This is a genomic window from Geothrix terrae (assembly GCF_022808775.1).
Taxonomy (GTDB): domain Bacteria; phylum Acidobacteriota; class Holophagae; order Holophagales; family Holophagaceae; genus Geothrix; species Geothrix terrae.
Map to the genome: position 1 here is coordinate 406,687 of NZ_JAKZLA010000001.1, position 11,706 is coordinate 418,392.

Here is an 11,706-nt window from a genome sequence, read left to right on the forward strand (position 1 = left end):
CATGAACCCTCTCCTTCCATTCCTGATGGCGGGCGATCCCAGCCTTGAAGCTCTGCCAGCCCAGCTCTCCGAGGCCAGATCCCTCGGCATCGAAGCTCTGGAACTGGGCCTGCCCCATTCGGATCCCATCGCCGACGGTCCCGTACTCCAGGGGGCGGCGCACCGCGCCATCGGACGCGGGGCTACGCCGACCCGGGTGCTGCAGGCCTTGGCGGGCCTTACGGGCAGCCCTGATCTCATCCTGTTCACCTACCTGAACCCGCTGCTCCAGATCGGCGCAGAACGGCTGAAAATGCTGCTGGCCCCCACACCGGTGAAGGCCCTGCTCGTGGTGGACCTGCCTTTCGGGGAGGAGCCGACCTTCGAGGCGGCCCTGCGTGAAGCCGGCTATCCCATGGTGCCGCTGCTGGCGCCCACCACCACGCTGGACCGGGCCCGACAGGTGCTGGCGGCGCGCCCGGATCCCGGGCCGGCCGCGCCCTTCGCGCAGCGCTTCGCCTACGTGGTGGCCCGCCTGGGCGTCACGGGCGAGGGGCAAGACGCAGGGCAAGACGCGGCGCAAGGCACGACGCAGGGCGCAGACCTAACGCCCGTGCGCGAGCGCGTGACCCAGCTGCGGAGCATCTCGGGCCGACCCCTGGCCGTGGGCTTCGGACTCTCGGATGCCGCCAGCCTGGCGACGGTGCGCGCGATGGGCGCCACCCCGGTCGTGGGATCCGCCCTGGTGCGGGAGCTGGCCCAGGGGAAGGGCCTGTCGGCGTGCCTCACTCCGCTCATGGATGGTGACCTATAGGTCGCGATCCTTCCTTAGGGTAGGCTCTCGGGAGTGATTGCAGGTCTGCATCGATTTGGTATTGTGGTCCATCTTCCACCTTCGGAATCGGCTGCCAACAGCCACCCACCCCACCCGGGATTAGGAGCCATGCGCCCATGACCCACCGTTCACGCCTCACCCTCACGGCCTTGACCCTCATCGCCGCCGGCGCCTTTGCTCCCCAGGCCCAGGCCTCCGGCTTCCAGCTCCGCGAGCAGAGCCCGAGTTCCCAGGGCAATGCCTATGCGGGCGTCAGCGCGGGAGGCAACGACATCAGCGCCCTCTTCTTCAATCCCGCGGTGATGACCCAGTACGAAGGCTGGCAGTTCTCCCTCGGCGGCACCTACGTGGGCCTGGATGTGAAGCTCGATGGCATGACGGCCACCCGCACTCCCGCGCTCACCGGCCTCGGCTTCAACGTGTACCCCAACACCACGACCAGCCTGATGCCGATCTCCGGCCCCTCCAGCCACGGGAACTCCGGACAGTCCGCCATCCTCCCCGAGTTCAACATCATGTACAGCGCGAGCAAGGACCTGAAGCTGGGCCTCTCCGTGAACGTGCCCTTCGGCCTCACCACCGAGTACGACGCCAACTGGATTGGCCGCTACCACGGCCTGAAGTCCGATCTGAAGGTCATCGACATCACGCCCAGCCTGGCCTACCGGGTGAACGACCAGTTCTCCTTCGGCGTGGCCTTCATCGCCCGCTATGCCGATGCCGAGCTGACCAATGGCGTGGACTACGGCACCGCGCTGGCCCTGAAGGTGGGTTCCGGACTGGCCGCCGCCGGCTTGTCCCCTGTGGCGCCGAGCCCGACCCAGAACAGCCCCGTGGCCACCATCGCCATGGGCGCGCCCAACGCCACCTTCGGCACGCCCGGCTACGCCATCCCCGGGGCCTGGGACGGCAAGGCCGGCCTGAAGGGCAATGGCTGGGACTATGGCTGGAAGGCGGGCTTCACCTGGCAGCCCACCAAGGACTTCCGCCTGGGCGGCGCGTACTCCGCGGCCGTGACCATGACCCTGAAGGGCGATGCCACCTTCGAGTACCCCGCGGGCATGCCCCCCACGGACCTGGCCGCCCTCCAGGGCGCCGGACTCCGCAACGGCAAGGGCCAGGCTGACCTCGCCCTCCCCGCCACGGCCTCCCTGGGCTTTGACTGGCAGGTGAATCCCGCCTTCTCCCTCCAGGGCGAGGTGGCCCAGAGCACCTGGTCCCGGTTCAAGGAACTCCGCGTGAAGTTCGATACGGGCCTCGCGGATTCCGTCACCGACGAGAGCTGGCGGAACACCTGGTTCTACTCCCTGGGCGGCACCTGGAAGATGGACCCGACCTGGACCTTCCGGGCTGGCGTGGGCTTCGACCAGGGCGCCGTGGACGATAACCACCGCACCCCCCGCATCCCCGACAACGACCGCAAGTGGCTCTCCGTGGGCATGAGCTACGCATTCTCCAAGAAGATGTCCCTCGATGTGGGCTACTCCCACCTGTTCATCAGCGACGCCAAGATCAATCTGACCTCAGCGGGCGACAACCTCACCCGGGGCAGCCTCAACGCCACCATGAAGGCCACCATCGAGATCCTGGGCGCGCAGCTGCGGTACAGCTTCTAGCCTGCGACAGACACATGCAAAAGGGGCCCGGCATGCCGGGCCCCTTTTGCATGTGTCAGCTTCGCTGCGGAACTACACGCGCTCGACGGCCATGGCGATGGCGTTTCCGCCGCCCAGGCACAGGGCGGCGATGCCGCGCTGCTTCCCGTGGCGCTCCAAAGCGTGGAGAAGCGTGGCCATGACACGGGCACCGCTGGCGCCAATGGGGTGGCCCAGCGCCACGGCGCCGCCGTGAACGTTGATGCGGTCGGCCGGCAGCTTCAACTCATTCATCGTGGCCACCAGCTGCACGGCGAAGGCCTCGTTGATCTCCCAGAGGTCCACGTCGCCCACGCTCCAGCCCACCTGGGCCAGGAGCTTGCGGATGGCCTCCACGGGCGCCATGAGCACCCACTCGGGGTCCAGGCCGGCGGTGGCGGTGCCGAGGATGCGCGCCTGGATGGGCAGGCCATGGGCCTTCGCGTAGCTCTCGGTGGTCACCAGGGCGGCCGCCGCGCCGTCGTTCACGCTGGGGGCGTTGCCGGCGGTGACGGTGCCGTCCTTCTTGAAGGCCGGGCGCAGCTTGGACAGGGTCTCGGGCGTGGTGTCCGCGCGCGGACCCTCGTCCTCGGCCACGATCACGTCACCCTTCTTGCCGGGGACGGCGATGGGCACGATCTCAGCCTTGAAGGCGCCGGACTGGATCGCCGCCACGGCCTTGCGGTGGCTTTCGGCGGCCCAGGCATCCTGCGCCTCCCGGCCCACGCCGTACTTGGACGCCACCAGCTCGCCCGTGTGGCCCATGTGCTGGTCCGTCATGGCGCACCACAGGCCATCGAGGATCATGGCGTCCTTGGCTTCCGTATGGCCCATGCGGGCCCCGGCGCGGAGCTTGGGCATGAGATAGGGCGCGTTGGACATGGACTCCATGCCGCCCGCCAGAACCACATCGTGGTCGCCGAGGCGCACCGCATTGGCGGCGAGTTGGATGGCCTTGAGGCCGCTGCCGCAGACCTTGTTGATGGTGAGGGCCGAGACACTGGCGGGCAGGCCCCCCCGCAGGGCTGCCTGGCGGGCCGGAGCCTGGCCCACGCCGGCGCTCACCACATTCCCGAAGATCGCCTCGGTGGGCTCTGCGCCTGGCACGGCCGCCAGGACGGCCTTCACCACCTGGGCGGCCAGATCCGGCGCCGGAAGGGATGCGAGGGAGCCCTGGAACTTTCCGATGGGGCTTCGGAGGACTTTGAGAATGACTGCGTGGGACATGCGAACTCCGGAGGTTGTCAGCTGACGGCCATCGGCTGAGAGCTGACAGCTGATGGCTGAGAGCTAATTCGTGGGCTTGGGACGCCGGACGGGCGGGATGGTGGGCTCGTCGAGGGAGCTGAGATCCAGCCCTTCGAGCTTCAGGGTGGGCGGGGGGGCGAGGTAGATGTCCGGCGCCTCGTCCTGGATGTGGCGGCGGGTCCGCTCCATGAGCGTCTCCACCTCCCGGACGAACCGGGTGCGCTCCATCTTCAGGTTGCGAATCTGGACCTCGAGCTCCACCACATGCTGCTGGGCCTCCCGGATGACCTCATCGGCCTTGAACTGGGCTTCCCGCAGGATGAGTTCCTTCTCGCGGTTGGCGCCGTCCAGCACGTCCTCGCGGGTGCGCTGAGCCTGGAGCAGGGTCTCCCGGAAGATGCGGTCCTGCTCCTGGTACTGGCGCAGGCGCTCCCGGTTGTCGATGATCTCTTCCTTGAGCTTCTGGTTCTCGGCCAGCAGCTCCTCCCATTCCGCGGCCACCTCGTGGAGGAAGGCCCGGACTTCGGATTCCTCAATGCCCCGGAAGGCCTTCTCGAACTCCCGGCGCTGGATGTCGAGGGGCGTGTACTTCATGGTTCACCTCATGAGACCAAGGCCCGGAGGAAGACCCGCTGGATGAGTCCCAGCAGGATCACGGCGATCAGGATGTCGAAGCTGAACCCCCCGATGGATGGCACGAGGGCCCGGATGGGGTGCAGGATCGGGTCGGTGAGGGTGTGGAGCAGTCGGATCCACCGGTTCCGGGGATCGATGGGGAACCAGGACAGGATGGCCACCGCCAGGAGGAGGTAGATCATCACGTCAAGGGCGTAATAGGCGATGGAGAACAGAAGAGGCATGGGCAGGATTCCCGGGACCCGTTCATCATAGCGGGTAGTGAGGATCCCACATGCGCATCGGCATCTCCTGCTACAGCACCTTCGGCGGTTCCGGCGTCGTGGCCACGGAGGTGGGCAAGGCCCTCGCCGCCCGGGGCCACGAGGTGCACATCCTCAGTCCCAGCGTCCCGCCGCGTCTCCTGGGTTTCGAGGACCGCATCAGCTTCCATGAGGTCCGGGCCACCACCTACCCCCTCTTCGAGGACGCCCCCTATTCCATCGCCCTGGGCTCCAAGATGGCAGACGTGGCCGAGCACCATGGCCTGCAGATCATCCATGCCCACTACGCCATTCCGCACGCCATGGCGGCCCTCCTCGCGCGGATGGCCATTCCGGGCCTGAAGGTCGTGACCACCCTCCACGGCACGGACATCACGGTGGTGGGCAGCGATCCCAGCTACCTGCCCATGGTCCGGATGGCCATCCGGGAAAGCGACGGCGTGACGGCCGTCTCCGAGTACCTCCGGGACGAGACCTATCGCACGTTCGGGGTGGAGCGGGAGATCGACGTCATCGGGAACTTCGTCGAGCCTCCGGGCCAGGAGCGTCCGGATTGCCGGGCCTGGCTTGCGCCGAAGGCCACCTCGGTACTGACACACATCTCCAATTTCCGCGCGGTGAAGCGCGTGATGGACGTGCTGAAGGTGTTCGAGCGCGTCCGCCGGGAGGTTCCGGCCCGCCTGGTGATGGTGGGGGACGGCCCCGACCGCGTGGAGGCCGAGGCCTACTGCCGGGATCACGGTTTCGCGGCCGAGGTCCGCTTCACGGGGAAACAGCTCGATATCGGCACCGTCCTGGCCTGTTCCGACCTGTTCCTGCTGCCCAGCGCCACCGAGAGCTTCGGCCTGGCCGCCCTGGAGGCCATGGGCCACCGGGTGCCCGTCATCGCGAGTCGCGTGGGGGGGCTGCCCGAAGTGGTGCGCCACGGTGTGGACGGTTTCCTGGAGCCGGTCGGGGACGTGGAGGCCATGGCCGCCGATGCACTGACGCTCCTGCGCGACGAGACGCTCCGCCGGAAGATGGGGGACGCGGCCAGGGAGCGCGCGCTCGGTGCCTTCGCGGAAGGCCCCATCGTGGACCGCTACGAGGCCCTCTACCGGCGGGTGCTGGGCCAGGTCTGAGCCTGAATCCTGGAATCAGGTCCGGGGTGGAGGATGCCGTTCAGTCGGATGGCAATGGGAGTGGACATGGCGTGGTTGCGGATCCTGCTGGTGGTGGCCCTGGGGGCGCTCCACCTGTCCGCGGACGGCTGGCGCCTCCCCTTCGCGGTGCTCGGCCCCGACCAGGGCCTGCCCTCCGGCGCCATCACCTGCCTGACGCAGGACTCGGACGGGTTCCTCTGGGTCGGGACTGAAAGTGCCCTCCTCCGCTACGAGGGGGGCCACTGCCGCCGGTGGGGCCGGGAGGACGGCCTGCCCTCCGGCTTCATCCACCGGGTGCTCCCCGCCTCGGGCGGCGGGGTCTGGGTGGCCACGCTCCGGGGCCTCGTGAGGATCCGGGAAGGCCGCATCGAGGCCATCACCCTCAATGGGGCCGCCCAGCCCCCGGTCGCAGACGCCTTGGCTCTGGGGCAGGGCGGTCGTCTGTGGGTCCTGACCCGGCAGGGGCTCTTCGTCGAGCAGGAAGGCCTCCGGTTCCACCAGCAGACCGGGCGCCCGGAAGGACGGGTCTTCACCCTCAGCGGCGGGCCCAGCGGCGCCGTGTACCTGGGGACGGAGGCCGGCCTCAAGGCCTTCCTGCCCGACGGATCGGAGCGCGAGTGGGGATCGGACCATGGCCTTCCCGCCACAGGCGTCGCCATGGTGGTGGAAGACGGGGCGGGCCGCATCTGGGCAGGGTCGGGCCGGTCCCTGGCCATGAAGGCGCCCGAGGACCTCTGGTTCACCGACGAGTCCCGGCGCCTGGGGGCGAGCCTCTCTCCCAACAGCATTCCTTTCCTGGATCCAGACGGATCGATCTGGCTGCCGACCCAGGGCGGTGCCCTCCACGTGTCAGGGACGGAGACCACGCAGCTGGATGCCTCGGGAGGACTGCCGTTCCGGTGGGTCCGCACCGTCTTCCGCGATCGGGAGGGCACGCTGTGGATCCTTGGAACGGCGCTGGCCCGGCTGCAGGGCGGGGGACGGGTCTGGAACCACAGCCTGGGTGTGGGGATCTCCGGCGAGGTGGTCTGGTCCATCGCGCGGGATGCCCGGGGCGCCTTGCTGGCGGCCACGGACAACGGGGCCTTGCGGATGGGGGCCGCAGGCCTCACCCGGATCCCCGGCACCGAGGGCCACCGCATCAAGAGCCTGGCCATGGCACAGGGGGGGATCCTCTGGATGGTCAGCACCATCGGCCCCACCCTCTGGCTCCACCCCGGCAGCCGTCAGGCGGAGATCGCGCCGCTGGGCGACTTCGGCTTCGCCGTGAACACCGTGATGACCGACTCGCAGGGAAGGACCTGGCTGGGGCATGCCCGGCAGGGGGTACTCCGTTGGGATCCCGCGGCGCGACGGCTCGTCCAGGAGGTCGGACCGCGCGGCGCGTCCCCGCTCGGCGTATTCCGGATCCGCGAGGATGGCCAGGGCCGGCTCTGGGCGGCGACCACGGCGGGACTCTACCTCCGGGACCCCGCCGGGACCTGGAAGCTCTTCACAGAAGCCGACGGCTTGAAGCCGTTCGGGCTCTACGGCATGGCCTTCCTGCCGGACGGCAGCGCCTGGGTGCACTACCAGGAGCCCCAAGGGCTCACCCGGATCCGGATCGACCAGGGGCGCCTGACGGTGCTGGAGCAGCGGGTCAAGGGGCAGGGGCTCCACTCCAACCTCCTCTACGCCGTGGAGGTGGATGCGCAGGGCCGGACCTGGGCCACCTCCGACCAGGGTCTGGACCGGGTGGACCCGCCCCTGCACATCGGCCGGCAGGAGGGCATGGTCAGCGAGGACTGCGCCATCCAGGCCCTCTTGGCCGAAGGCGGCCGCATCTGGGTGGGAACTGCCGCCGGGCTGGTGCGGTACGACGTCGGCCCTGACCTGCCGAGGGTTCCACCCACCGCCCACATTGTCCAGATCACCCACGGAGCCGGACAGAGCGAGCCGCCCTTCGCCAGCCTCACCCCATTCCCCCGGGGCGAGGCCACGGTGGCTTTCCGGGTGGCGGCCCCCACCTTCCTCGACGAGTCCCAGGTCCGGTTCCAGGTGCGCCTCCAGGGACTGGAGGACGCCTGGCGGGAGACGGATGGCACCCACGTGCGGTACCCCGCCCTGCCGGGCGGCCACTACCGCTTCGAAGTCCAGGCCGCCCAGGGGGACGGCCCCTTCGGGCCCGTCGCTGGCGTCGACTTCGACGTCCGCCCTCCCTGGTGGCGCACCTGGTGGGCCCTGACCCTCGAAACCATGGCCTTCCTCGGGCTCGGCATCCTCATCCTCCGCCTGAGGGTGGCCGCCCTGGCCCGGGGCAAGGCAGAGCTGGAAGCCCTGGTGGCCAAGCGAACCGAAGAACTCCAGGCGCGGAACGCCGATTTGTCCGCGGCCCTGGGCCAGGTGAAGCAGCTCTCCGGGCTGCTCCCCATCTGCGCCAGCTGCAAGAAGATCCGCGACGACAAGGGCTACTGGAACCAGCTGGAGCACTACATCAGCGCCCATTCCGGAGCGGATTTCACGCACGGCATCTGCCCGGACTGCGCGGATGCGCTGTACCCCGAACGCCGGGAGGCCAAGCGGGGAAAGGGATTCGAGCCGGGGGCGTGAAGTCCCCGGGTCCGGATCTCATGGTTCGAGCGCATCGAAAAGCCCCGGCGTGGCCGGACGGTCTGGTTCCGGAACCGCGTACTGGCCAGGCTTGACCAGCGCGCCGGCGCGGACGCCCAGCAGCCTCAGCCTGCGGTCCAGGGCCACACGGCGGAGGTTGCCCCGGGCGGCCTCCAGCAGGGCGGCCGCATCGGCCACGGGATGCGGCAGGGTGTGGTCGCGGGTGACGGTGGTGAAATCCTCGAACCGCAGCTTGATGCCAACGTTCTGGGCCAGGTAGCCCTTGCGGCCGAGATCGCCGGCGAGCCGCTCGCAGAGGTCGCACAGGATGCGGGAGAGCGCGTCCCGATCCAGCCTGGGATGGAGGTCCCGCTCGAAGGTGGTCTCCCGGCTGATGGATTTGGGCTCCCGCAGGATCGCCAGGGGGCGGTCGTCCCGGCCGTTCGCGGCCTGGTGGAGCCAGACCCCATAGCTCTGCCCGAAGTGTTCCACCAGCCACGTGGGATCGGCCTTCGCGAGCTCGCCGATGGTGCGGATGCCAAGGCCCTCCAGCTTCGCGGTGGCTTTGGGGCCGATGCCGTTGACGGCAGAGCAGGGCAGAGGCCAGATGCGCGTGGGAATGTCGTCGTATCCGAGGAGGGTGATGCCATCGGGCTTCTGGAGTTCGGAGGCCAGCTTGGACAGCAGCTTGTTCGGGGTGATCCCGATGGAGCACGTGAGGCCGGTGGCCTGCCGGACGGCCGTCTTGAGCCGCCGGGCCAGCTCCAGCGGGTCGCCTGGAACCTCGGTCAGATCAATGTAGATCTCATCGATTCCGCGGTCCTCGATGAGGGGTGCCACCTCCGCCACGGCGGCCTTGAAGGCCCGGGAAGCCCGGGCATAGGCCTCGAAGTGCGCGGGCAGCAGGATCGCCTCCGGGGCCAGCGCGGCCGCCTTCATGAGCCCCATCCCGCTGCGCACCCCGAAGGCCCGGGCTTCGTACGTGGCGGTGGTGACCACGCCCCGGCCTGCGTAGTCCTTCAACTTTGGGAATCCGCGCTCCTCGGCGGCCACGGCCCGCCGGCCCCCCACCACCACGGGAAGGCCTTTCAGCTCAGGATGCTCGAGGAGCTCCACCGAGGCGAAGAAGGCATCCATGTCCAGGTGGGCGATGCGTCTGGCGATGGGAAGCCGGGTCTCAGCCATGCGATCCAGTGTGGCGGGATCGCCCCCGGTTGACCAACGTGACCCGTCAGCGTCGGGGCGCGGCTCCGCTCCGCCATTCCCAGAGCACGTTCGCGATGGCCCAGCCTTCATGATGGGCCGCCAAGTGGATGAAGGCCGTCCACGGGCCCAGATCCATCCGGGCACTTCCGCTGCGGCCCTGGATGTCCAGGATCTTCACGTCGCCCTCGGAAAACTGGCCCCGGACCGCCTTTCCGAGCAGCGATTGGACACCGATGAGCCGCTGAAGGGCCTCCCGGCTGGAGGCGGCCTCCATCCCCAGGATGTGCTTGGCCAGCGAGGGATGGAGGCAGGCGTACATCGCCTCTGTGTTTCCGTCGAGCCAGGCCGCGGCCCACTGCTGGACCACAGACGCGATGCCATCCGTCCGCGGAGTGGGCCTGAGGGAAAGCGCCGCGGGGGCGGGGGTCGAGTCCTCGGGCGCCTCGGTCATGCCCAAGGTTCCGACAAGCAGCAAGGATGATTTCAAAGCGCCCCGTGGCATGGTGTCCTCCGGTGGACGGAATAGACCCGCATTCCAACGATGAGGTTGAGTCCCATTTGGTTCCCGGGGCGATCCAATCTCACCCGTTCAGCTGGGCCATGGTGGCTTCCGGGTACCGCGGCCCGGCCGCGACCCCCTTCGGCGCCACGGCATCGATTTCGGCCAGCTCCTCGGGGGTGAGCAGGATCTCCAAGGCGGCCAGATTCTCATCCAGGTGGCTGCGCAGGGTGGTGCCCGGGATGGGCACGATGTCCCTCCCCTGGGCCAGCACCCAGGCCAGGGCCAGCTGAGAGGCCTTCACGCCCTTCTGGTGCGCGAGTCCCTCGATCTTCGCCACCAGGTCGAGGTTCTTCTGGAAGTTCTCCCCCTGGAAGCGGGGTGCGTTGCGGCGGTAGTCCCCTTCCGGGAGATCCTCCAGCGTGCGGAAGCGGGCCGTGAGGAAGCCGCGGCCCAGCGGGCTGTAGGCGACGAAGGAGACGCCCAGATCCCGGACGCTGGGGAGGATCTCGTCCTCGGGATCCCGGCTCCACAGCGAGTATTCGGTCTGGAGGGCGGTGATGGGATGGACGGCGTGGGCGCGGCGGATGGTGGCCGGGGCGGCCTCTGACAGGCCGAGGAAGCGCACCTTGCCGGCTTTCACGAGGTCGGCCATGGCCCCAACGGTCTCTTCGATGGGCACGGTGCGATCCACCCGGTGCTGGTAGTAGAGGTCGATGTGGGCCACGCCCAGGCGCTTGAGGGAGGCATCGCAGCAGGCCCGCACGTAGTCGGGCCGGCCGCTCACGCCCCGGAAGCTGCCATCCTCGCCCCGGACGTTGCCGAACTTGGTGGCAAGCACCACCTGGTCGCGGCGGCCCTTGATGGCCCGTCCCACCAGCTCCTCGTTCTTGAAGGGGCCGTACATGTCGGCGGTGTCGAGGAAGTTGAGACCGCAGTCCAGCGCGTGGTGGATGGTGGCCACGGATTCCGCCTCCGTGGCGCCCTTGTAGAACTCGCTCATGCCCATGCAGCCGAGGCCAAGGGCGGAGACGGTCAGATCGGAGTGGCCGAGGGTGCGGGTCTTCATGGGGACCTCCGGGGTAGGGGAGCCTTGCGGAGCCATTATCCGCCTGTGGGGAGCTCTCAGCGTTTTCGTGAAGGTTGCAGAGGCGTGAATGGCTCAAACCTCAGATGGCTGAATCCATTGGGCAGACTCGAACTGGCGTGTGGCTGGGCCCTGGGCCGACGGCTCCGACGCCCCGCTGGGGCGTCTCCACCTGGCCCCTACCGGCCCGCCACACTTTCTCGGCAGTCCGAGTCTGCTTCCACTGCCGGGCGTACAGAAGAAGATCGGAGCCGTGGCTCCGATCTTCTTGGTGGTGGCTGGCGTAAGACTTCGGGCCACGTCCGCGTGGCCCGAAGGAGGCAGACTCGAACTGGCCAGCGGCTGGCCCCGGCCGCGGACGCTGCGCAGGCCCCGCTGGGGTCTTGCTCGCTGCGGCCTACTGGGCCGCCGCTGTTTCTCGGCAGTTCGAGTCTGCCGGCTGCGGTGGGCATACAAAAACACCGGAGCCGCGCGGCTCCGGTGTTTTGAGTGGTGGCTGGAGGCAGACTCGAACTGCCGACCTAGGGATTATGAGACCCTCGCTCTAACCACCTGAGCTACCCAGCCATGAAGGAGCAGTCTAGCGCG

At 68.8% G+C, this 11,706-nt stretch carries 10 protein-coding genes and 1 tRNA gene; 4 read left to right on the plus strand and 7 right to left on the minus strand.

Features of this window, described 5'->3' with window-relative positions; genetic code table 11:
* Position 1: 1 nt before the first annotated feature.
* Entirely contained in the window at positions 2-793 is a 792-nt protein-coding gene (gene trpA, locus MLE42_RS01925; protein ID WP_243286188.1) for a tryptophan synthase subunit alpha, read from the plus strand.
* Positions 794-930: 137 nt separating this feature from the next.
* A complete protein-coding gene (locus MLE42_RS01930; RefSeq protein WP_243286189.1) occupies positions 931-2,430 on the plus strand; it encodes an OmpP1/FadL family transporter in 1,500 nt (499 codons plus the stop codon).
* A 72-nt stretch (positions 2,431-2,502) separates the two neighbouring features.
* Here the strand turns inward: MLE42_RS01930 and MLE42_RS01935 are convergent, their stop codons facing one another.
* From MLE42_RS01935 to MLE42_RS01945, 3 genes are all read right to left on the minus strand, one after another.
* Positions 2,503-3,675 carry a thiolase family protein gene (locus MLE42_RS01935; protein ID WP_243286190.1) on the minus strand — a complete coding sequence of 391 codons (1,173 nt, stop codon included), beginning with the start codon at positions 3,673-3,675 and terminating at the stop codon, positions 2,503-2,505.
* 63 nt (positions 3,676-3,738) lie between these two features.
* Positions 3,739-4,290 (minus strand): DivIVA domain-containing protein, encoded by a 552-nt coding sequence (locus MLE42_RS01940; protein WP_243286191.1) that lies wholly within the window; start codon positions 4,288-4,290, stop codon positions 3,739-3,741.
* Between the two features lie 8 nt (positions 4,291-4,298).
* Positions 4,299-4,556 (minus strand): YggT family protein, encoded by a 258-nt coding sequence (locus MLE42_RS01945; RefSeq protein ID WP_243286192.1) that lies wholly within the window; start codon positions 4,554-4,556, stop codon positions 4,299-4,301.
* Between the two features lie 50 nt (positions 4,557-4,606).
* Here MLE42_RS01945 and bshA point away from each other — a divergent pair, with 50 nt between their 5' ends.
* Both bshA and MLE42_RS01955 read left to right on the plus strand, forming a co-directional pair.
* A complete protein-coding gene (gene bshA, locus MLE42_RS01950; protein ID WP_243286193.1) occupies positions 4,607-5,716 on the plus strand; it encodes an N-acetyl-alpha-D-glucosaminyl L-malate synthase BshA in 1,110 nt (369 codons plus the stop codon).
* A gap of 66 nt (positions 5,717-5,782) precedes the next feature.
* On the plus strand, positions 5,783-8,326 hold the full coding sequence (locus tag MLE42_RS01955; RefSeq protein WP_243286194.1) for a ligand-binding sensor domain-containing protein: 2,544 nt from the start codon (positions 5,783-5,785) through the stop codon (positions 8,324-8,326).
* Positions 8,327-8,344: 18 nt separating this feature from the next.
* On the opposite strand, the gene dinB is transcribed toward MLE42_RS01955, so the two are convergent.
* The 4 genes from dinB to MLE42_RS01975 form a co-directional block, all read right to left on the minus strand.
* A complete protein-coding gene (gene dinB, locus MLE42_RS01960; RefSeq protein ID WP_243286195.1) occupies positions 8,345-9,511 on the minus strand; it encodes a DNA polymerase IV in 1,167 nt (388 codons plus the stop codon).
* 46 nt (positions 9,512-9,557) lie between these two features.
* Positions 9,558-9,983, minus strand: a complete 426-nt coding sequence (locus MLE42_RS01965; RefSeq protein ID WP_243286196.1) for a nuclear transport factor 2 family protein — start codon at positions 9,981-9,983, stop codon at positions 9,558-9,560.
* 130 nt (positions 9,984-10,113) lie between these two features.
* Positions 10,114-11,100, minus strand: a complete 987-nt coding sequence (locus MLE42_RS01970; protein WP_243286197.1) for an aldo/keto reductase — start codon at positions 11,098-11,100, stop codon at positions 10,114-10,116.
* Between the two features lie 508 nt (positions 11,101-11,608).
* Positions 11,609-11,685, minus strand: a tRNA-Met gene (locus tag MLE42_RS01975).
* Positions 11,686-11,706: the final 21 nt, after the last annotated feature.